Source organism: Billgrantia aerodenitrificans, assembly GCF_021404405.1.
In the GTDB taxonomy this organism is placed as follows: Bacteria; Pseudomonadota; Gammaproteobacteria; order Pseudomonadales; family Halomonadaceae; genus Halomonas; species Halomonas aerodenitrificans.
Map to the genome: position 1 here is coordinate 139,784 of NZ_JABFTV010000002.1, position 21,406 is coordinate 161,189.

Consider the following 21,406-nt stretch of genomic DNA (forward strand, 5'->3'; position numbering starts at 1 on the left):
CGGGCGTGATGGGTTAGTGAGTACTGACTGGGGTTGGTTGCGCCATTAGGAGGTGTCATGGTCGATCTTGAGTTAAGACGCGCGGAATTTGCCAGACTTCATGAGTCCGGTTGCTTCGTGATTCCCAATCCCTGGGATATCGGTACGGCGCGCTTTCTCCAGCACTGCGGTTTTCGCGCGCTGGCAACCACCAGCGCAGGATTTCAATTCAGCCAGGGCCAGGCCGACAGCGTGCTCGGTCTTTCTTGCGAAGCGGCACTTGCCCACATCACCGAAATGGTGAACGCCACCGATCTGCCGGTGAATGCGGATTTCCAGTCCGGCTATGCACACGAGCCCGAAGGCGTGGCGGCCAATGTCGCCCGCTGTGTCGGAACCGGCGTGGCCGGGCTCTCCATCGAAGACGCCACCGGAGAACCCGGGCAGCTATACGACCTGGCGCTTGCCGTGGAGCGCATCCGCGCTGCCCGCACTGCGATAGATGAGGCGGGAGCTCAGGTTCTGCTCACTGCACGGGCAGAAAGCTACCTGGTGGGCCAGCCGGAGCCCCTGAAGGACGTGTTACAACGTCTGACAGCCTACGCGGAGGCGGGCGCTGATGTGCTATTCGCCCCAGGGCCGCGAACGCGAGAGGAGCTGAGCGCCATCGTCAGTGCCGTCGCGCCCAAGCCGGTCAACGCCATCGTCATGGGCAATATGGGACTGACGGTGCAGGATCTCGCGGAACTCGGCGTACGGCGTATCAGCGTCGGCTCGGCCCTCGCGCGCACCGCATGGGGTGCCTTCATACGGGCCGCCAGAATGATGGCAGAGGGAGGGAGTTTCGAAGGCCTGGACGGCGCGGCGAGCTTCGATGAGTTGAACGCCATTTTTGAAACGCGGAAGGCGTAAAAGATAACGGGAGGATGAGTGCATCAGGAAGCCATCAAGTGGATCGCAGGTTTGCTGAGAAACAGAAACATCCCTTTTCTGATCTGTGGCGGACTGGCAGCAAAGGGGTATGGATCCGAACGCGATTTAAACGACGTCGACTTGTTCGTTCCCGGTGAGCGCTTCTTAGAAGTGGTAGAGGCGGGCCAGGAATTCATAACCAAGCCTGCTGCCCACTATCGGGAGGAAGGCTGGGACCTGACCTATGTACAGTTCAAATATGAAGGCATCAAGATCGAAGTAGGATGTGCCGCTGGAGCGAGCATCTTCGATAAGGAAAGCCAGACATGGATTCCGCTTGATATCGATTTCTCTCGCTATGAGACCAGGTACCTCCTCGGCGTGGAGCTTCCGCTGATGTTAAGAGAGGATCTGGTTCGCTATAAGCTGGCATTGTCACGACCGGTGGACGAGGAAGACGTCCGGGCAATTTGTGGGAAAGGGTAGGAGGGCCATGTTGAAAGTCGGTCTTAGAAGGCCTTTTCCGGGTTAGTAAGCACTGACTGGAGGGGCTGGCATAGCCTCGCTATGCTGGGGCGAAACACAACGCCAGGGAATACCGATGCTGATCGAGATAATAAGAAACACACCGCTATGGGTATGGCCGCTGCTGCTGTTTTTGCTCTACCGGGGCTATCAGCAGAGCCAGGACAGAACCATCGGCCTTTCCAAGCTGGGTATCATCCCGGCGATTTTCCTTTTCCTCGGGCTCTATGGCCTGATCAATGCGTTTGGCGCCGAGCCGGTACACCTGGCCCTCTGGGCAGTTGGCATCGGTCTCGCCGTGCTGCTCCATCTCAAGCTCGAGCTGCCCAGAGGCGTGCGTTTCTCACCGCAAGACCAAACCTTCCACGTGCCGGGCAGCTGGCAGCCGCTCGCGCTCATGCTGACGATCTTCTGCGCCAAGTTTGCCGTCGGCGTAATAGTCGGCATGCGGCTTCCCCTCGCCGGTACGGCCGCCTTCGCTGCTACGGTCAGCCTCGTATACGGCCTGCTCGGCGGAATGTTCCTGGGCCGAGCCGTGGTGGTCTGGCGCGCCGCGCAAATCACCTCTCATGGCGCCAATACATAGCTTCCCGGCGCGTCGGTCAGGGGAGGGTACTGTTGGCTACCCATGCCTGGCGGCGGTACCTGCTCAGTAGAATGGGCCGCTAGCCACTGATGCCACGCCGGCCACCAGGAGCCATCCTGCTCGGGCGTGATCTGCTGCCAGGTTTCCGGATCCAGGTACGCCTTTTCATGTTGTGGCGCAGACATCCGAAAGCGGCGGCCCGGATGCCCCGGCTCACTGACGATACCCGCGTTGTGCCCACCGCTGGTGAGCACGAAGGTTACCTCGTCGGTATCCGCCAGCAGATGGATCTTGTAGACGGACTTCCAGGGAGCCACGTGATCGGTGGTGGTGCTGACGACGAACAGCGGCGCCCGAATGTCCTGAATCACGACCGGTCGGCCATCCACCCGATAGTGCCCATTAGCCAGATCGTTGTTCAGGAACAGCTGGCGCAGATACTCGGAATGCATGCGGTAGGGCATGCGAGTCAGGTCTGCATTCCAGGCCATGAGAGCATTCATGGGCTGACGTCCGCCGAGGAGGTAGTCATGCACGATGCGCGACCAGATCAGATCGTTGGAGCGCAGGATCTGGAAAGCGCCGGCCATCTGGTAGCCGTCGAGATAGCCCTGATCCCACATCATGTTTTCCAGATACGAGACCTGGCTTTCGCCGATGAACAGCATCAGTTCGCCGGCTTCGGTGAAGTCCACCTGAGTGGCCAGAGTGGTCAGGGAAGCCAGCCTCTCGTCGCCATCCCGCGCCATGGCCGCCGCCGCGATGGAAAGCAGCGTACCACCCAGACAGTAACCCACCCCGTGAACCTTGTGGCTGCCAGTGATGGCACAGATTGCATCCAGCGCCGCCATCGGCCCCAGCCGACGATAATCCTCCATGCCCAGATCGTGATCCTCCGAGCCCGGATTGCGCCAGGAGATCATGAAGACGGTATGGCCTTGATCCACCAAGTATTTGACCAATGACTGGGCGGGCGTGAGGTCGAGAATGTAATACTTCATGATCCAGGCAGGCACGATCAGCACCGGTTCCGCGTAAACCTGCTTCGTCGTTGGTGCGTACTGGATCAGCTCGATCAGGTGATTCCGATAGACCACCTTGCCGGGAGTGACCGCCAGGTTCTTGCCTACGCGGAACGCCTCGGCACCGACCGGTGGCTTGCCGGATACGGCCCGTTCCCAGTCCTCGATGAAGTGCTGCCAACCCACCACCAGATTCTGTCCGCCGGTCGCCATCGTGGTAGCAACCACTTCAGGGTTCAGCCACGGAGAGTTGGATGGCGAGTACCGGTCGAGTATCTGGCGTGTGATGAAGTTCACCACCCGCTCGCTCTCCGGCGACAGGCCGTCGATCTCGCTGGTGGCGTTGTGCCACCACTGCTGGGTCAGCAGAAAAGATTGATAGATCAGGTTGAACGGCCAACGCTGCCACTCCTCGCCGCTGAAGCGCTGGTCCTGCTCCAGCGGCTCGATACAGGCAGCGGCACCGGACCCAGCCGCCACGCGATTGAGGTATTGCCCGAAACGGGTGAGCTTGCGGGTGTACTTCTCGCCCAGCTCCAGTTGCTTGCCCGGGGAGAGCATCATGTGAACCAGCCACTCGTAATAGACGCTGGCCAGGCCGGCCGGGGTGATGCCGGCGGTCAGCCTGGCCAGGTTTGCCTTGAAGGCCCGGTCCAGGGCATGGGTGGAGTAGAACCCCGGGTTGGGGCGCTCCACGATAGAGGGGAGTTCCGCGCACCGCGCGGGCCTTGGGGCGATATCGGGAGCGGCCGGGTTTCGAGTATCCTGCGACATGACATGACCCCCGGTTCGAGGAGGAGCGACCGAAGGCGACGGCGGCCGCAGTGTACGGGAATGGTTGAGCGCGAGGATTGCAGAAATCTCAGTGTAGGGTCGTATGATGAAATTTACAGGCAATATCCTTCGGTACGATAAGGATCACGAATCTGAGTTGATCGCACTTCTGGAATCTGAGCCAGACTGGAACTCTTTGGCTGCATTGTTGAGCAGCGCCCCCTCTCGCTCGACACCGGATTCCGCAATTGGGCCGCGAACGCAGTTCCGTCCACTCGCCTTGGCCTGGTACAGCCGTTTATCGGCGACTCGGCTGAGCGTGTCCAGGTCAAGCCCGTCGGGGCCATATTCGGCGACGCCTATGCTGACGGTGAGTTTGAGGATCTTGCCCTGATATTCGATATCGAGTTGTTCCAGGCTCTGCCGCAGCACCTCGGCTACGGCGAAGGCTCGCTTACCATCGGTGTTGTTCAGTAGTACCAGGAATTCCTCGCCGCCAAAGCGTGAGATCAGGTCGATCTCCCTCAGGCGCTGCTGCAGCATACGAGCGAAGGCGACCAGCACCGCGTCTCCGGCCTCGTGCCCGTACTCGTCGTTGATCCGCTTGAAGCGATCAAGGTCCAGCATCAGCAACGAGAGTGGGGTCCCATTGCGCCGTGCCTGTGCCTGTGCCTGCTCCCAGAGGAAGACGTCGATGAGGCGCGCGCGATTGGCCAGCCCGGTCAGCGGGTCGACCGTGGCCAGACGCGTCAACTTCAGCTCGGACCGTTCACGAGTACGTTCGTAGAAGTGTGACATGCCAAGGGTAGTAAGCGCGGCGATGATGGCGTTGGACATCACCTCTACCCTAACGAGTTCGGGGCTGCCGCCAAAGCGGTACAAGAAGAGGGCGGCGCCAACCCCCATATAGCCCACCGAGAGCAGCAGGCCCAGCCTGGAACCGAGCAGAAGGTGCGTGACGAGCGGGATGACCAGCAGCCAGATGAAGGCGAACGGCGAGATCTCTGGTCGGCTCAGCAGCAGGATCGTGACCGACAGCAGTATCAGCAAAAAGCGCAGGCACCATGCCTGGACTCGCCGTGTGCGACGAACCACGACCAGCAGGCCGGCGGCGAGAGCGGCAAGGGCGACCTGGATACCGCCGACGAGAATCATGCCGTCGGGAAAGTTGAACGCCGCAAAGACCAGTGCACTTGCGATGGTGACCAGCAGCATGGCTTGCAGCACCGCCCGGCGATGTTCTTGATCTTCTTGATATGGGTGCATGCACGAAACCCTGCTCAGGTTTTGAACGCAAAATCGGCAGTCAGCACATCCATGCAAGCCAGCGTGCCAAGGCGTGAGGGCCACGAGCCAATTTGCCATATTGCGTGGCGTTTCTCGTGGTTCCTTTGGTCAGCCTGGCGTAAGCCGTTTCTTACATCGTATAGGCTTTCGACTACCCCGAAGCGACTCAGATCAATATCCAGTCTCGTTACGTAGAATTACACGATAGAAAGCGCTAGCTTAACCTAAGCAGGCTGAACCAAACGTCCCTAGCCAATCGCTGAAGCGAGAGGAAGCCTTTGGACTATTCGATCCTCTTTGAAGCCGCTAGGCCGCTATGGTGGGTGCTGCCCCTCCTGGTGCTACTCGGCATACTCAAGTCCCGCTGGTTCAAGGGCATGTTCGGCGAGGCCTTCGTCAAGCTGATCGCCAAGGTGCGGTTGCCGGCGGATGAGTACCGCGGCGTTCACAACGTCACGCTGCCCACGCCCGACGGCACCACCCAGATCGACCACGTGCTGGTCTCCCGCTACGGCATCTTCGTCATCGAGACCAAGCATATGGCGGGCTGGATCTTCGGCAGCGAACGCCAAGCCCAATGGACCCAGAAGCTCTACCGCAAGAGCTTCAAGTTTCAGAACCCGCTGCGCCAGAACTACAAGCACTTGAAAGCGCTGGAAGCCCTGCTCGACGTGCCGCCAGATACCCTTCACTCGCTGGTGGTCTTCTCCGGCAGCGCCGTATTCAAGACCAGCATGCCCGAGAACGTCACCATCGGCGGCGGCTACGTGCGCTACATCAAGTCGTTCCGCGAGCCCGTGCTGACGCAAGCCCAGGTAGAGCAAGTGCTGGAAAGCATCACCACCGGCCGCCTTGCACCGACTCGGGACACGCACCGCCAGCACGTGAAACAGCTCAAGGCCCGCTTCGAATCCAGCTCCGACAGAACCTGCCCGAAGTGCGGTAGCGTCATGGTGCTGCGCACCTCGAATCGAGGGGCAAACGCCGGCAATCGATTCTGGGGCTGCTCGGCCTATCCCAAGTGCCGGGAGGTGCGGGATGCAGCGTAGGGCGGAGTATCAGGCTCAAGATGCCACGGCACGTGCCGATAGTTAATTTAACAAGGCTAGTGTGAATAAGTGCTTCGAATCGGATTCCAACATCGTCAGATGAAGCATGTCGGCGGCTAGTAACCGCCTGAGTGGGAGGCCGATGAGCGGCATTCCCAGGCGGTAGCGTGCCTGAATGCCAGGTGTCCTCCTATCCCAGAGGGCTGCGCACGCCATGGGAGCGAATGAAGTAGCGAACCCAGTAGCAGTAGGTTTTCTCGGTACGCGGGCTTTAGCGCTTCACCCGCATGATGGCCTTCACACGGTCCATCAGCTTTGGCGGTCTGTTGTGCGTATCCATACAGCAGCTCTCTTGTGATGTGGATATGCATACAGTGTTATTGGCTCTGGCAAAACGCGCAAGTGCACGAATCCTGCATAGGTGGTCGAGCTATACTTAAGCTTAAAAAAACAATGAGTTGGAAGAAGATGTTCATTCAATATCAGGACGTGAAGTCCAATCACTGTTAGTGGCTCTACTAGGAAGAATTTATGGGCGAAGAAAAGGGCAATGATGAGTTACAGATCAAGGTTTGGGAGAAAACCGTTGATGTACAGATGCATTTTAATGACCTATGCTTGAAAGTTAGGTCCTTAGCTGTTTCTATCCTTGGTGTTCTTCTTGGTGCGTCGGCAATTTCCTACAGATTTGGAGGGATTGTTACTGTTAACGACTTGGAGTTCCACATAGCTGCTGTATTTATCGCTCTGTCTATGATGATTTGGGCGGCTTTTTACTCTATGGATAGATATTGGTACCACGAACTGCTTAAAGGGGCTGTTCGGCATGGCCGCGAAGTGGAAAAGGCGCTTTCCAAAAGCTCCCTGATAATTTCTCTATCGGATTCTATTAGAGACGCAAGCCATAATTCTTTAAATAAAAATGCTGCTTCAAAGTTAAACTGGTTTTATATGTCGATTTTATTGGTGCAGTTTGCCATGTTTCTGGTTGTGTTTTTCGGCTCTTTGAAAATTGCTTAGGAATATCCAAAGAGTTGGGGTCTGTCCAATACACGAACGCTAACCAAGCGCATCACTACGCGGTGGAGTTCCCCCACTCCAGTGGACACGCATCGATAACTCCCCAACAGGAGAGAACCGATACCCGAGATGATCACGGGGAAGAAAACGCAACGCTATAGCACCGAGTTCAAAGTCAAAGCGGTGGAGTGGAGCCACCAGGCCCACCGGAGCGTCAAAGGCGTTGCCGAAGCACTGGATATTTACCCCTTCATGCTGTCACGTTGGCGAAAGGAATACCGAGAGGGACAGTTCTATGATAGTCATCGGCTGCACAGTAGCCTTGGTTACCGGACCCCGATAGAGTTCGAGGAGATGAGCTGATGGTGACGTGTCCACTTTTTTTGGGGGAATTCCACGCATCGCGCTCCACCGGACGCGGCTAACGCCGCGCCGCTTAGCTTAGACGTTAAGTTTCAGTCAGAGTATATATGGGAAAGAAGAGCAAGGACAAATGGCAATTGCCTAGAACTGAAGTTACTTGGCACGGTAGCGGCAGCACGTCTACCCACCGCAAGAAGCGGTCGGTAGCATCTCGTGCAGTGGATGATCGAAGTTGGCACTTTACTTTGGTTCACGTTCCATCGGGCATTGAGGTATCGGGTGAAGTGCCCAAAGGAAATTACTCACAGAAAAAAAATGCAGCAAGAAAGGGAAAAATTATTATCGCAATTATGGGGTCAGCTGGAGCTTAAAGTGGCCCGTCATTTGAGGCTTCCAGGTTGGTGAACTTAACAAGGCGCATCAATTCGATCCGGCCTTCGGCCTACGCTGGACGGCCTCCTGCATCGGCCGCCGTTGTGCGCGACGTTATCTTTGTCAGGTGAGAATATCGATGATGATTTGGGTAAGAGTGTTTTTTGCGGCTATGCTGATATCGCCATCCATTTTGAGCCATGCGGCCACTGTACAGAGTGCTGATGCACTTGATCTTCTTTTAAAAAGCAATATAGTTAATCGTGACTCTGGTGAAGAAGTTACGAGAAGGTTCCTATCGGAATGTTTGAGCAAAGAAGGCCCGGCGCGCTACCGGCTAGAATGCGATGATGTCTTGTTTGTATATCACATCTCATACTTCGATAACATTTCCGGGCAATCGGAAGTTGCTCTAATCACTGAGGATGGAGTATCCGTTGAAAATAGGTGGGTTTTTGAAGTTGGTGACGGTGTATATGTTGATGTGACAGAGAAAATCTGGCCTACCATAACGGAAAATATGATAGGCAAGCTCCTTGTGCAGGAAACTGGAGACAGTAGTTACACCGCTGAGTATATTCGGGGCGTGGCACACTCCAGTTATCGGATTTCGTATGGCGCCGATACAGCTATAATGGTCGGGTCCGGGATTCCTGATGTATCATATGGCGTTGAATTAGGTAGAATTGTGTGGGATGGCCGTGAATTTGTTTTTTTACCAAACAGAAGATAGCGAGCAGTTGAGTTCGCTCCCTGCGCTCCCTGCGCTCCCTGCGCTCCCTGCGCTCCCTGCGGTCGCCGGTCGCTTGTACCTCGCGCCGATTATTGCGAGTGTTGGCAATGCGAGGCAAGGGGTTAGTGTATCGATCAGCCAAATTTTTGTTGCTTTCTTTTCTGGTCTTGCTGTTTCTTTCTGAAGATGGCAGGAACATATGTTGGTGATAACTTTGTTTATCCTGCATGGTCATGAAAAGCACAGTCACGGCGACCGCTGGCGCGGTGCATGCGTTGGGCGCGGCCTCGGAAGGTCAAGACGCTCGTCAATACTATCAATTCGCTATTTACTGAGAAGCTATCGGAGCAGCAGCTAAGCTCAATTGTGAAAGATTTGGAGCAGCGCAAGTATATAAGGGTGAATAGTGGCAATATCTCCTATCAGTTGCCACAGTAGCCTTCACAAATCCAGACAAGGGGCGCTCTGCCGACGCGCTCCTGCCGCCAAAGCCTGACACCACCCCCCCTGTCGATTTCGGTCAGCTCCGTTCGACATTAGATTGCCCACCCACAGCAATCACCGACAGAAGGGAGCTGATCATGAAGCACATGGCAAAGAACACGATCTGCCTTTGGTACGATAGCGCCGCTGAGGAAGCTGCACGATTTTATGCCGAGACCTTCCCCGATTCATCGCTCGACGCGGTGCACCGGGCCCCAGGGGATTTTCCCTCAGGCAAGGAAGGCAGCGTGTTGACGGTCGAGTTCACCGTACTGGGCGTGGCGTGCTTTGGGCTGAACGGCGGACCTACGTTCAAGCATAGCGAGGCGTTCTCGTTTCAGGTGGCGACCGAAGACCAGGAGGAGACGGATCGCTACTGGAACGCCATCGTCAGCAATGGCGGCGAGGAGAGCCAATGCGGGTGGTGCAAAGACAAGTGGGGCATCTCCTGGCAGATTACCCCGGTTGCGCTGACGAAGGCCTTCACCAGTCCCGACCGTGCCGCTGCCAAGCGGGCGTTCGAGGCCATGATGACGATGAGGAAAATCGACATCGCCAAGATCGAGGCCGCCTTTCGCGGTTGAGATGAGAGCGGTCTTACCCAAAGCCGCCGACGCTTCCCAGCGTCGGCGGCTTTTTGCTTTTCTGGGACTGAAAACTTAGGCCTCGATCCACACCTCGTCGCCCTTGAAGCTCACCTTCCAGGTGCGCAGGGTGACGCTTTCGTCTTCCAGACACTGGCCGTCTTCCAGGCGGAAGTGCTGCTTGTAGATCGGTGAGGCGACGACGGGCTGACCCTTGAGGTCGCCGACGATGCCGCGGGCGATCACGTTGGCGTTGGAGAAGGGGTCGTGGTGGTCGATGGCGTAAAGTTCCTGCGCGTGGCCTGGCAGGTAGAAGACGGCCACTTGGGCAGGGCCTTCTGGGGTTTCCACCCAGGCGGCGACGCCGGAGAAGGGCACCAGGTCGGCGCGGGTGCAGAGGGTTTGCCAGGTCTGGGTCATGGTCTTCGCCGCAGTTGCTGTGCTCATTTCGAATCCTTTTTGATCTTTTCTGCCAGTAGCGGTTAGGGAAGGGCGGCGCGCTGGGCGCCGCCATTCTCCTTAGGCTGGCCTAAGCTGGCCGCGCTCGGTGGTGTAGATAATGTCCGGATCCGGGCGCGCGTCGTTGACGAAGCTGCGGAAGCGCTTGAGTTTCTCCGGGTCGCTGATGGCGTTGGCCCATTCGCACTCGTAGGTGTCGACCACGGCCTGCATCTGCCGCTCCAGCTCTTCGCCGATGCCGAGGCTGTCTTCGAGGATCACTTCCTTGAGGTAGTCCAGGCCGCCTTCCAGATTCTCGCGCCACACCGAGGTGCGCTGCAGGCGGTCGGCGGTGCGGATGTAGAACATCAGGAAGCGGTCGATGTAGCGGAACAGCTCTTCGTCGCTGAGGTCGGTGGCGAACAGTTCGGCGTGGCGCGGGCGCATGCCGCCGTTACCGGAGACGTACAGGTTCCAGCCGTTCTCGGTGGCGATCACACCAATGTCCTTGCTCTGGGCTTCGGCGCACTCGCGGGTACAGCCGGAAACCCCGAACTTGATCTTGTGCGGCGCGCGCAGGCCCTTGTAGCGGTGCTCCAGCCGGATTGCCATGCCCACGCTGTCCTGCACGCCGTAGCGGCACCAGGTGCTGCCCACGCAGGATTTCACCGTGCGCAGCGACTTGCCGTAGGCGTGGCCGGTTTCGAAGCCGGCTTCGATCAGCTCGCCCCAGATGGCCGGCAGGTCTTCCAGGCGGGCGCCGAACAGGTCGATGCGCTGGCCGCCGGTCACTTTGGTGTAGAGGTTGTACTTCTGCGCCACCTGCCCCAGCACCACCAGCTTGTCGGGGGTGATCTCCCCGCCGGCGATGCGCGGCACCACCGAGTAGGTGCCGTTCTTCTGCATGTTGGCCATGAAGGTGTCGTTGGTGTCCTGCAGCGGGATGTGGGCCGCGTCGGTAATCGGCTCGTTGAAGCAGGAAGCGAGTATCGAGGCCACCGCTGGCTTGCAGATGTCGCAGCCGAGGCCGTGACCCACCTTGGAGCCGTGCTTCTCCATCAGCTCGCTGAAGGTCTTGATGCCCTCCACCCGAACGATGTCGTAGAGCTCCTGGCGGGTGTAGTGGAAGTGTTCGCAGATCGACTTGTCGACCTCTACGCCGCGGCTTTCGAGTTCGTGATCCACCAGGGTCTTGAGCAGGGCGGCACAGCCGCCGCAGCCGGTGCTGGCCTTGGTTTCGCCTTTCACCGCGCCGAGATCCACCGCGCCGCCGTCGATGGATGCGCATACATCCGCCTTGGTGACGTTGTGGCATGAGCAGATCATGGCGGTGTCCGGCAGGGCGTCCGGCCCCAGCGCGGGGGCGGCGCTGCTGCCGGCCGGCAGGATCAGCGAGGCCGGGTCCTCGGGCAGTTCGATGCGGTTGGCGTAGTACTGCAGCAGGGTGTCGTAGTAGCTGTTGTCGCCCACCAGCATGGCACCGACCAGGCGCTTGCCGTCGCTGGAGACCACCAGCTTGCGGTACTGCTGCTTGAGCGGGTCGAGAAAACGGAACTGGCGTGCTCCGGGTGTACGGTCGCCGTGGGCGTCGCCGATGGAGCCCACGTCGACGCCCATCAGCTTGAGCTTGGTGCTCATGTCGGCGCCCTTGAAGGGCTCGTTGCCTTCTAGCAGCGTGGCGGCAGCGGCCTTGGCCATCTGGTAGCCGGGGGCAACCAGGCCGAAGATGCTGTTGTTCCACAGCGCCACTTCGCCGACGGCGAGGATGGCCGGGTCGCTGGTCAGGCAGTTGTCGTCGATCACCACGCCGCCGCGCTCGCCGATCTCCAGGCCGCAGTCGCGGGCCAGCTCGTCGCGGGGACGAATGCCGGCGGAGAAGACGATCAGGTCGGTTTCCAGCACTTTTTCGTCCTGGAACACCATGCGGTGGCGGCTGCGTTCGCCGTCGACGATCTCCTGGGTCGCGCGGCCGGTGAGCACCTGCACGCCCAGCGATTCGATCTTCTCGCGCAGCAGCTCGCCGCCTTCGGTGTCCACCTGCATCGGCATCAGCCGCGGTGCGAATTCCACCACGGCGGTGTCGAGGTTGAGCCCGCGAAGGGCGTTGGCGGCTTCCAGACCGAGCAGGCCGCCGCCCACCACCACGCCGGTGGCGGCGCTTTCGGCGGCTTCGCGGATGGCGTCGAGGTCTTCCAGGGTGCGGTAGACCAGGCAGCCCTCACGGTCATTGCCGGGGATCGGCGGCACGAAGGGGTAGGAGCCGGTGGCCAGTACCAGGCGGTCGTAGGGGTAGCGATCCTGGTCGGTGACCACCTCGCTGGTATTGCGGTCGATGGCGAATACCGCTTCGCCCAGGCGCAGCTCGATGCCGTGCTCGGCGTAGTAGTCGGCGGTGGAGAGCGCGAGCGAGGCGGCGTCGCGGCCGCTGAAATACTCGGAGAGGTGCACGCGGTCGTAGGCCAGGTGACGCTCCTCGCCGAACACGGTGATGGCGTAGCGCTCGGTGGCGCCGCGCTCGACCAGCTGCTCGACCAGGTGGTGGCCGACCATGCCGTTGCCGATGACGATCAGTTGCGGTTTGACGGGCGTGTTCATGCGGCCTCCTTCGCGGGGCGTTGCGGTGATTCGTTCGATGCGTCGTCGAGCAGGGCCTGGGCGTCGGCGGCGCCGAGCAGCAGGGCGGCGCGACAGTCGCTGAGATCGCGCCCGGCCAGGGCCTGCTCGAAGTACCAGGGGCCGGAGGCGGTGTCGCCGTAGAGCACGGCACCTTCCAGGCGGCCGTCACGCAGCAGCAGGCGGCGGTAGTCGCCCTGCTGGGGGTCGCGATAGCTGAGCACTTCGTGTTCGGGCTCGGGCTCGGTGGGGCCGAAGGCGTAGAGCGAGATGCCGCTTACCTTGAGCTTGGTGGCGGTCGGTTTCTCGACGTAGCCCTGGGCACGCTCGGCACTAGCGCGCTCGGCGTTAGCGCGGCAGAGTTTGTCGGCTAGCACTTCGACCTGGCGCCAGATCGGCTCGACCAGGCCGTAGAGATTGCCGCGGTGCTCGCAGCACTCGCCCAGGGCGTAAATGGCCGGGTCGCTGGTGGTGAGCCACTCGTCGACGATTACGCCGCGGTTGACCTCGAGCTCGGCCACCCGGCCAAGCTCGGCCTGAGGCACGATGCCGATGGCCACCACTACGCAGTCCGCGGCCAGGCGGGTGCCGTCGGCGAGCAGGGCGGCGCATACCTGGCCTTCGGCATTGGCTTCCAGGCGCTCGAGCTGGGCGTCGGTGTGAATGTCGAGCCCGCGACCGCGCAGCTCGCTTTCCAGCAGCCGGGCGGCGGTGAGGTCGAGCTGGCGGTTCATCAGGCGGTCTTCACGCTGCAGCAGGCTCACCTGCATGCCGCGTTTGCGCAGCCCTTCCGCCGCTTCCAGGCCGAGCAGACCGCCGCCGATCACCACGGCGTTGCGGCCGGCTTCCGCGGCGCGTGCCAGGGCGTCGGCATCGTGCAGGTCGCGGAAAACGTGCACACCGGGTAGCTCCAGCCCCGGCACCGGCGGGCGGGCCGGGGTGGAGCCGGTGGCCAGCACCAGGCGGTCGTAGTCGAGTTCGCGGCCGGCGTCGGTGGTCAGCCGCCGTGAGGTGCGGTCGATGCTCTCCACCCGTTCGCCCAGCACCAGCTCGATGCCCTGCTCGGCGTACCACTCGGCGCTGCGCAGGATCAGGGCGCTGCGCTCCATTTCACCGGCCAGCAGCGGTGAGAGCAGGATGCGGTTGTAGGCCGGTGCGGTTTCGGCGCCGATCACGGTGATCGCAGGTCGCTCGGGCCGGGCGAGCAGCGCTTCGACCAGGCGGTGGCCGGCCATGCCGTTGCCGACGATGACCAGACGGTCGGTTGCCGATGTCTCGGGATGTCGCTGTGGCATGCGAACACCTCCTTTCGCTGCGCTTGTCGTGGTGGTGGCCCAGTGGCTGGGCACAAACGCAACGACGCCTCGGCGCTGCCCCTGTCGATGCGATGATCGAACCGGGTGCGCAGAGACGTCGTTGTCGCTTGCTGTGTGTGGCGACCTTCTTTGATCGCCGTTTGCCCATCGGTTTTCAAGAAGCCGGCCAGGATGTGCCTGGCGGATGATTTTCTCTTCTATTTCATTGGGCTGGGATAGCTGAGCAGGGCCGGTACGGACATTGGTCCATACCGGCCGTGCACATCAATGGTGCGTTGCGGCATCGAAATGCACAGGGCTGTAGCACGCGGCCAACTGACCGGGCGAGAAGCGCCCGCCCTGGGCTTCCAGCTGTCGGGCAATGGGCTCGGCGAAGTGCAGTGCATCCTGCGGGGTGGGGCGCAGCATGCCGGTACCGTAGAGGCGCTGCCGAATGGGCGCTGCGTTGAGTCCGAGCGATTCGAGGTGCCGTACTGAATGGTCCAGGTAGGGCGGCAGGGCGAGCCATGCCAGCGCCTGGCGGCGGTTTTCCGGCGAGGCGGCCAGCCATTCGCTGGCCGCTACCAAGGCGCGCAGCAGGGCGCCCAGGGTGGCCGGGTAGCGCTCGGCCCAGGAGCGGGTCACGCCAAGCACTTTCTCCGGGTGGTCGGGCCATAGCTGGTCGCCGGTGGCCACCAGCCGTCCGGCGCCGCAGTGCCGGGCCAGGGTGCCCCAGGGCTCGCCGGCGCAGAAGCCGTCGATCTCTCCGCTGCGTAATGCCTCCACCATGCGCGGCGGTGGCAGGGCCACCAGTTCCACGTGGCGCTCAGGGTCGATGTCGCCGAGGGTCAGCCATTCGCGTAGCTGATAGTGCTGGCAGGAGTAGGGATAGACCATGGCCAGGCGGGGGCGCTTGCCGCTGCCGGGGCCGCGCAGCCAGTTGCCCAGTGCCAAGGCGCTGACGACCGGGGCGTCGCCTAGCGTCGCGCCGCTGGCCTCGCTCAGCGTTGCAGAAAGCGTCACGGTATTGCCGTTACGGCTGAGCAGCAGCGGGGCCAGGGTGTCGCAGGGCGCCCGGCCCAGCCCCAGGCTCATGGCCAGCGGCATGGGGGCGAGCATCTGGGCGCCGTCGAGCAAGCCGGCGGCGACCTTGTCGCGCAGGGTGGCCCAGGCGTTCTCCCGCGAGAGGGAGACGTCGAGCCCCTGATCGGCGAAGCAGCCGCGCTCACGGGCGACGATCAGCAGGGCGGCATCGAGCAGCGGCACGAAGCCGAGGGTGAGGCGTTCCAGTTCCGGCGAGGTGGCGTGATGGTGCGGGTGGCTCATGAGCGGGGACCCCGTTTGTCGGCGGTTCGCCCCTGGGGCGATGTCAGGTTCAGGCGTTCGAGAACGTCAATGACGCTGTCGGCGACCTCGGCGATGCGCTGGCCACGGTCCATGGCCAGCTTGCGCAGCATGCGGTAGGCCTGCTCCTCGTCGCAGGATTGATGCTTCATCAGCAGGCCCTTGGCGCGTTCGATGCGCTTGCGTTCGGCCAGTTGGTTGCGTGCCTTGTCGAGCTCCTGGCGCATGCTGTGAAAGGAGTCGAAGCGGGCAATGGCCACCTCAACGATGGCTTTGACCCGCTCGGGCACCAGGCCGTCGACCACGTAGGCGCTGACCCCGGCCTTGAGCGCGGCCTGCAGCATGTCGGAGTCGTGCTGATCGGCGAAGAACACCACCGGTCGTGGGTTCTCGCGGTTGAGCAGGGCCATGCTCTCCAGGGTGTCGCGGTCGGGGCTCTCCATGTCAATGATCACCACGTCGGGCTGGTGGCGCGCGACCATCTCGTTGAGGCTGGCGGGGCTGGTCAGCCGGCAGATGACCCGGTGCCCCTCGGCCATCAGCGCCTCCTCGACCATGGCGGCGCGAACTACCTCGTCGTCGACCAGCAGGATGTTCAGGGGTGAGGGCATAGGCGTCGCTCGTGTCTGGCGTTATCGGGTCTGGCTCTGGTTTCGCTACCGAGTACCTGGCAAGAAACATGCAAGAGATATTCCAGTTGCGCATTTTCACGCCCATGCGCCCGCCAGGCGCCACTCTCCTGGTGAGTGAAAGGCCACACGGCGGCAGCGGTATTGGCCACTCGGCACCAGCCTGGTGCATGGCCGTGCCGGGGCGCCGGGTCATGGTGCGAAGCAGCATGAAGCACGACGCTGGGCGGGAAGGCAAAGCGTGACATCTGCCTGAAAGGGGATGGTTATTTTCGCCATGGCACGCTTTCTGCTTGATACACATCAGTAAATATCGACATGGGCGCACCGTCAGCGCCCGAGCGGCAACGACGCCCGCTAACCTTCCCACAGCTATATCCGGGGAAGCGTTGGCGGGCGTCGTCGTTTCGAGATCGTCGTTTCAAGAGTGCTCCAGAGGAGATCGACATGCGCGAAGCCCGAACCACCTGCCCCTACTGCGGCGTTGGCTGTGGCGTGGTGGCCAGCGTCGAGAAGAATGAGATCGTCGACGTGCAGGGCGACCCGCAGCACCCCGCCAACTTCGGCCGCCTGTGCGTGAAGGGCTCGGCCCTGCACGAGACGCTGGGTCATGGCGGTCGCCTGACCCGGCCCATCGTCGACGGTGTGGAGAGCGATTGGGACACCGCACTGGATGCGGTGGCCAGCCGCCTGGGGGCGGTGCGCGATGCCCACGGTCCCGAAGCACTTGCTGCCTACCTATCCGGGCAGTTGCTCACCGAGGACTATTACGTTGCCAACAAGCTGTTCAAGGGCTTTCTCGGCACGCCTCACCTGGATACCAATTCGCGCCTGTGCATGGCCTCGGCGGTGGCGGCCCACAAGCGCGCCTTCGGCGCCGACGCGGTGCCGTGCTGCTACGAGGATCTCGAAGAGGCCGAGCTGGTGGTGCTGGTCGGCTCCAACCTGGCCTGGAACCATCCGGTGCTCTATCAGCGGCTGAAGGTGGCCAAGCAGCGCAACCCGCTGCTGCGGGTGGTGGTGATCGACCCGCGGGTGACCGACACCTGCGAGCTCGCCGACCTCTACCTGGGGCTCAAGCCGGGCAGCGACGCCCGCCTGTTCACCGGGCTGCTGGCGTGGATGGCTGCGCGCAACAAGCTCGACCGGGTCTATCTGGAGGCGCATACCCAGGGCTTCGAGGAGGCGCTGGCCGCGGCGCAGGAGCAGAATGCCGGCGTGGAAGCCATCGCCGCCGACTGCGACCTGGATGCGGAGCGTCTGGAGACTTTCTTCTACTGGTTTGCCAGCCACCTGCACGTGGTCACGATGTTCTCCCAGGGGGTGAACCAGTCGAGCAGCGGTACCGACAAGGGCAACGCCATCATCAACTGCCACCTGGCCGGGGGCAAGATCGGCCTGCCGGGGGCGGGGCCGTTCTCGATCACCGGCCAGCCCAACGCCATGGGCGGGCGCGAGGTGGGCGGGCTGGCCAACCAATTGGCCGCCCACATGGATTACGACACCCCCGGGGCGCGGGACCGCGTGACGCGTTTCTGGACCACCGCGGGGCTGGTGCCGTGCCTGCCCGAAGGACCAGGCCACAAGGCGGTGGCATTGTTCGAGGCCATCGAGCGCGACGAGGTGCAGGCGCTGTGGATCATGGCCACCAACCCGGCGGTGAGCCTGCCGCGTACCGACCGGGTACGCGCGGCGCTGGCGAAATGCCCGCTGGTAATCGTTTCCGACTGCATGGCCAATGCCGACCTGCTGGCCTATGCCGATATCGTGCTGCCGGCTTCGAGCTGGTCGGAGAAGGACGGTACGGTGACCAACTCCGAGCGGCGCATCTCGCGCCAGCGCGGCATCCTGCCACCGCCGGGCGAGGCCCGGCACGACTGGTGGGCGCTGTGCGAGGTGGCCAAGCGGCTGGGCTTCGGCGAGGCCTTCGGCTACACCCACCCCAGCGAGATCTTCGACGAGCACGCCCGGCTCTCCGGCTTCGAGAACGGCGAGGGGCCGGGTGAGCGGCGGCGGCTGTTCGACATTTCCGGCCTGGCCGGGCTCGGCCGCGCCGCCTACGATGCTTTAGAGCCGATCCAGTGGCCGGTCAATGTCGCTGCCCCCCGCGGCACCGCGCGACTCTTCACCGACGGCCGCTTCGCCACGCCCGATGGGCTGGCGCGGATGGTGCCGGTGCGTTCGCGTCCGCCGACTCAGGCGCTGGACGCAGCGCGCCCGCTGCGGCTCAATACCGGGCGCATTCGCGACCAGTGGCATACCATGACCCGCACCGCCCGCTCGCCGCGGCTGATGAACCACCGTGCCGAGCCGTTCATCGAGATCGCCCCGGAAGATGCCGCTGCGCTGGGGGTGGAAGAGCAGGGTCTGGCCTGCCTGCAGGGTGTCGGCGGTCGCTATGTCGGCCGCGTGCGGGTGTCGCGCGGGCAGCGCCGCGGCGAGGTGTTCGTACCGATGCATTGGAACGGCCATTTCAGCGGATCGGCCTTTTCCGGAGCGCTGATCGATAACCATGTCGACCCGGTTTCCGGCCAGCCGGAATCCAAGCACGGGGCGGTGGCGCTGGCGCCGCTGCCGGTGGAGTGGGAGGCTACCCTGCTGGTGGCGGACGACCTGGGTGTGGCCGAATCGCGCTGGTGCGACCGCAGCCAGTACTGGGCGCGGATTCCGCTGGGCGCCGCTCAGCGCTGGCAGCTGGCCGGCGGTCAGCCAAGCGCCGGTGGCGGAATTGAAAGCGCAAGTGGCGAAGTCGAGAGCGCCCACGGCGAGATGGCCCACGGTGAGATGGCCCGCGGCGAAATGGAAACCGCCTCGCCGGAGTGGCTGAGCTGGCTCGAGGCGACCCTGCCGGTGCCGCCCACCTTGTGGTGCACCGACCCGGCTAGCGGGCGCCTGCGTGCCGCGGGGGTCGATGACGCCGGGCGCCTGCGCTGGTGGTTCATGTCGGGGCCGCCCAAGGAGCTGCCCAACCTGGCCTGGCTCGCCGAGCGTTTCGGCGAAGCAGCAAGTGGCGAGAGCATGGCCGCCGAGCACCGCCGCCGCCTGCTGGCCGGCTGCGACGATGGCGCCGCCAATCAGGGACCGGTGGTGTGTAGCTGCCATCAGGTGGGTCAACGCGCTATCCTAGGAGCCATCCGTGAAGGCGACGACAGCGTCGAGGCGCTGGGCGCCCGGCTAGCCTGTGGCACCCAGTGCGGAAGCTGCATTCCCGAGCTGAAATCGCTGATCGAAGAGGAGAAGGCCCATGCGCTCGCTGAGCCAATTGAAGACCCTGCTGTCGCCTGAGGCCTGGCTCAAGGCGCTGCTGCCGAAAGCGCTGGGGCAGGCGGCACTGTCGCGCCTGCATGGCCTCGGCCATATCGTGCGCTCGCCGTTCGGTGGATCGCGCACCACGCCGGCGCCCACCGTGACCTTGGATGGTGAGTGTCGTGCCGGCTGCGTCTACCTGGTGGGGGCGGGCAGCGGCGACGTCGAGCTGCTCACGCTGAAGGCCGCGCGCCTGCTGCAACAGGCCGATGCGGTGGTCTACGACCGCCTGGTGGGCGACGACGTGCTGGCGTTGATTCCCGCCGGCCACGAGCGCTACTACGTGGGCAAGGAGCGCGGCCACCACAGTGTGCCCCAGGCCGAGATCGGCGCGCTGCTGGTGAAGCTGGCACAGGAAGGGAAATCGGTGGTGCGGCTGAAGGGCGGCGATCCCGGCGTGTTCGGTCGCATGGGCGAGGAGCTCGCTGCGCTGGCGGAGGGCGGCATTCAGGCCGAGATCGTGCCGGGTATCACCGCCGCCTCGGCGGCGGCGGCCGATATGGGCATTCCGCTCACCGACCGCGCCCACGCCCAGCAGCTGCGCTTCATCACCGCCCAGCTGTGCCGCAAGGACGGCGAGCCCGACTGGGCCACCCTGGCGCGCCAGGACGAGACGCTGATCTTCTACATGGGGCTGACCAAGGTCGAGGCTATTTGCGCCGGGCTGCGGCGCAACGGGCTGCCCGACGACTGGCCGATCATGCTGGTGGCCAACGCCAGCCTGCCCGAACAGGCCTCGCTGGTGGGCACCCTGGCCGACATGCCCGCCAAACTGGCCGCCTCGCCGCTGCCTTCGCCCTGCCTGATCGTGGTCGGCAGCGTGGTGCGCATGACCGAGACGACCCCCGCCGCCGGAGACAAGGCTCTGGCAGCGCCGCCGACACCGTAACGCTCGTCACTCAAGAACACGCTCGCAGCTTCTGCTTATTAGGCGCAGCTCGCTGAAGGGGACTAGGCTGATTCTCGACCTCGACGCAGTCGGGCTGGATGCCCTCTCTCACGGCAAGGAGCTGCCATGCAAGAAATCGAGCGGAACGAGAGTGCGCTCTCACGTTTCACCCGACGCACGCTGATCGTCATCGGGCTTGCCAGCCTGGTGGCGGTGCTGTTGTTCTTCGCCAGTCAGCTCATCGATGTGATGCTGCTAGTCTTTGCCAGCATTCTGGTTGCCGTGGCCATCGACGGTGCGGTGCGGCTGTGTCAGCGCTATCTGCCCTTGAGTCGACCCTGGGCGCTGTTGCTGGCGCTGCTCATGATCTGCCTGAGCATGGTGGGCTTGGGGGCGCTGATTGGCCCACGTATCGGCGAGCAGCTGCCGCAACTGGTGGCTGAACTGCCCCAGGCGTTCCAGCAGTTCCTGAACAACTTCCGTGAGCTGCCCGGCATCGAAACGGCGATGGCGGAAGTGGAGGAGCCGGCGCAACTGATCGGCGAGCCCGTCATCGACTATTTCACCAATTTCTTTGCCACCACCTTCGGCGCCATTGCCAGCTTCTTCCTGATCTTGCTGATCGGCTTCTATCTGGTGCTCAGCCCGGCCAAGTACATCGGCAACGTGTTGCTGCTGTGCCCGCCCGCGAAACGCGACCGGCTGGCCCAGGTGCTGTGCATGCAGGGCAGGGCACTGCGCCTATGGCTGCTGAGCCGGCTCGTCTCGATGGTGTTCGTGGGCGTTTCCGTGGCGTTGGGGCTGGTCCTGCTCGGCGTGCCCATGGCTGGCGCCCTTGGCCTGGTGGCGGGGCTGTTCACCTTCATTCCCTACCTGGGGCCGATCATCGGTGCCATCCCGACGATCCTGATCGCCTTTCTCGAATCGCCCCAACTGGCGCTGTATGCCCTGATTCTCTATTTCGTGGTCGAGACCCTGGAGTCGAACCTGGTGATGCCGCTGGCCGCCAAGGGGCTGGTGCGACTGCCACCCGCCTATACCGTCATCGTGCAGCTGGCCGGGGCGGCCGTGGCCGGTGTGGCCGGCGTGATTCTCTCGACGCCCCTTGCGGTGGTTGCCGTGGTCACGCTGCAGGCGCTCTACATCAACGACGTGCTGGGGGACGACATCGAGGTTCTCGGCGGGCGCTAGAGGGCGGCCGGC

The 21,406-nt window shown here is 62.6% G+C and carries 18 protein-coding genes; 11 read left to right on the forward strand and 7 right to left on the reverse strand.

Features of this window, described 5'->3' with window-relative positions:
- Nucleotides 1-57: 57 nt before the first annotated feature.
- The 3 genes from HOP59_RS03980 to HOP59_RS03990 all read left to right on the forward strand — a co-directional run bounded on the left by HOP59_RS03980 (nucleotide 58) and on the right by HOP59_RS03990 (nucleotide 2,002).
- Nucleotides 58-891 carry an isocitrate lyase/PEP mutase family protein gene (locus HOP59_RS03980; protein ID WP_010629479.1) on the forward strand — a complete coding sequence of 278 codons (834 nt, stop codon included), beginning with the start codon at nucleotides 58-60 and terminating at the stop codon, nucleotides 889-891.
- Between the two features lie 18 nt (nucleotides 892-909).
- Nucleotides 910-1,377 carry a nucleotidyltransferase gene (locus HOP59_RS03985; protein ID WP_234252897.1) on the forward strand — a complete coding sequence of 156 codons (468 nt, stop codon included), beginning with the start codon at nucleotides 910-912 and terminating at the stop codon, nucleotides 1,375-1,377.
- 115 nt (nucleotides 1,378-1,492) lie between these two features.
- Complete coding sequence (locus HOP59_RS03990) at nucleotides 1,493-2,002, forward strand: DUF6622 family protein (RefSeq protein WP_234252898.1); 510 nt, start codon at nucleotides 1,493-1,495, stop codon at nucleotides 2,000-2,002.
- On the opposite strand, the gene HOP59_RS03995 is transcribed toward HOP59_RS03990, so the two are convergent.
- Complete coding sequence (locus tag HOP59_RS03995) at nucleotides 1,984-3,720, reverse strand: PHA/PHB synthase family protein (protein ID WP_234252899.1); 1,737 nt, start codon at nucleotides 3,718-3,720, stop codon at nucleotides 1,984-1,986. The two genes, HOP59_RS03990 and HOP59_RS03995, sit on opposite strands and share 19 nt — an antisense overlap.
- 222 nt (nucleotides 3,721-3,942) lie before the next feature.
- Nucleotides 3,943-5,163 (reverse strand): GGDEF domain-containing protein, encoded by a 1,221-nt coding sequence (locus HOP59_RS04000; protein WP_338073320.1) that lies wholly within the window; start codon nucleotides 5,161-5,163, stop codon nucleotides 3,943-3,945.
- A gap of 200 nt (nucleotides 5,164-5,363) precedes the next feature.
- Between HOP59_RS04000 and HOP59_RS04005 the strand changes: the two genes are divergently transcribed.
- From HOP59_RS04005 to HOP59_RS04025, 5 genes are all read left to right on the forward strand, one after another.
- On the forward strand, nucleotides 5,364-6,134 hold the full coding sequence (locus tag HOP59_RS04005; protein WP_234252901.1) for a nuclease-related domain-containing protein: 771 nt from the start codon (nucleotides 5,364-5,366) through the stop codon (nucleotides 6,132-6,134).
- A gap of 531 nt (nucleotides 6,135-6,665) precedes the next feature.
- Nucleotides 6,666-7,154, forward strand: a complete 489-nt coding sequence (locus HOP59_RS04010) for a hypothetical protein (RefSeq protein WP_234252902.1) — start codon at nucleotides 6,666-6,668, stop codon at nucleotides 7,152-7,154.
- 129 nt (nucleotides 7,155-7,283) lie between these two features.
- Nucleotides 7,284-7,517, forward strand: a complete 234-nt coding sequence (locus HOP59_RS04015) for a transposase (protein WP_422675900.1) — start codon at nucleotides 7,284-7,286, stop codon at nucleotides 7,515-7,517.
- 511 nt (nucleotides 7,518-8,028) lie between these two features.
- The gene (locus HOP59_RS04020; RefSeq protein ID WP_234252903.1) at nucleotides 8,029-8,622 is read left to right on the forward strand and encodes a hypothetical protein; all 594 of its coding nucleotides are present in this window, start codon (nucleotides 8,029-8,031) and stop codon (nucleotides 8,620-8,622) included.
- Nucleotides 8,623-9,203: 581 nt separating this feature from the next.
- Complete coding sequence (locus HOP59_RS04025; RefSeq protein WP_234252904.1) at nucleotides 9,204-9,689, forward strand: VOC family protein; 486 nt, start codon at nucleotides 9,204-9,206, stop codon at nucleotides 9,687-9,689.
- A 75-nt stretch (nucleotides 9,690-9,764) separates the two neighbouring features.
- On the opposite strand, the gene nirD is transcribed toward HOP59_RS04025, so the two are convergent.
- The 5 genes from nirD to HOP59_RS04050 form a co-directional block, all read right to left on the reverse strand.
- Complete coding sequence (gene nirD, locus HOP59_RS04030; protein ID WP_234252905.1) at nucleotides 9,765-10,136, reverse strand: nitrite reductase small subunit NirD; 372 nt, start codon at nucleotides 10,134-10,136, stop codon at nucleotides 9,765-9,767.
- Nucleotides 10,137-10,208: 72 nt separating this feature from the next.
- On the reverse strand, nucleotides 10,209-12,722 hold the full coding sequence (gene nirB / locus HOP59_RS04035) for a nitrite reductase large subunit NirB (protein WP_234252906.1): 2,514 nt from the start codon (nucleotides 12,720-12,722) through the stop codon (nucleotides 10,209-10,211).
- On the reverse strand, nucleotides 12,719-14,035 hold the full coding sequence (locus HOP59_RS04040; protein WP_234252907.1) for an NAD(P)/FAD-dependent oxidoreductase: 1,317 nt from the start codon (nucleotides 14,033-14,035) through the stop codon (nucleotides 12,719-12,721). The genes nirB and HOP59_RS04040 overlap by 4 nt, the downstream gene beginning before the upstream one ends.
- Before the next feature lie 285 nt (nucleotides 14,036-14,320).
- Entirely contained in the window at nucleotides 14,321-15,361 is a 1,041-nt protein-coding gene (locus tag HOP59_RS04045; RefSeq protein ID WP_234252908.1) for a CmpA/NrtA family ABC transporter substrate-binding protein, read from the reverse strand.
- Nucleotides 15,358-15,990 carry an ANTAR domain-containing response regulator gene (locus HOP59_RS04050; protein ID WP_234252909.1) on the reverse strand — a complete coding sequence of 211 codons (633 nt, stop codon included), beginning with the start codon at nucleotides 15,988-15,990 and terminating at the stop codon, nucleotides 15,358-15,360. Before HOP59_RS04050 ends, HOP59_RS04045 begins: the two co-directional genes overlap by 4 nt.
- Before the next feature lie 465 nt (nucleotides 15,991-16,455).
- On the opposite strand from HOP59_RS04050, the gene HOP59_RS04055 reads away from it, so the two are divergent.
- The 3 genes from HOP59_RS04055 to HOP59_RS04065 all read left to right on the forward strand — a co-directional run bounded on the left by HOP59_RS04055 (nucleotide 16,456) and on the right by HOP59_RS04065 (nucleotide 21,394).
- The gene (locus HOP59_RS04055) at nucleotides 16,456-19,293 is read left to right on the forward strand and encodes a nitrate reductase (protein ID WP_234252910.1); all 2,838 of its coding nucleotides are present in this window, start codon (nucleotides 16,456-16,458) and stop codon (nucleotides 19,291-19,293) included.
- A complete protein-coding gene (gene cobA / locus HOP59_RS04060) occupies nucleotides 19,253-20,203 on the forward strand; it encodes a uroporphyrinogen-III C-methyltransferase (RefSeq protein ID WP_234252911.1) in 951 nt (316 codons plus the stop codon). The genes HOP59_RS04055 and cobA overlap by 41 nt, the downstream gene beginning before the upstream one ends.
- A 126-nt stretch (nucleotides 20,204-20,329) precedes the next feature.
- Nucleotides 20,330-21,394, forward strand: a complete 1,065-nt coding sequence (locus tag HOP59_RS04065) for an AI-2E family transporter (protein ID WP_234252912.1) — start codon at nucleotides 20,330-20,332, stop codon at nucleotides 21,392-21,394.
- Nucleotides 21,395-21,406: the final 12 nt, after the last annotated feature.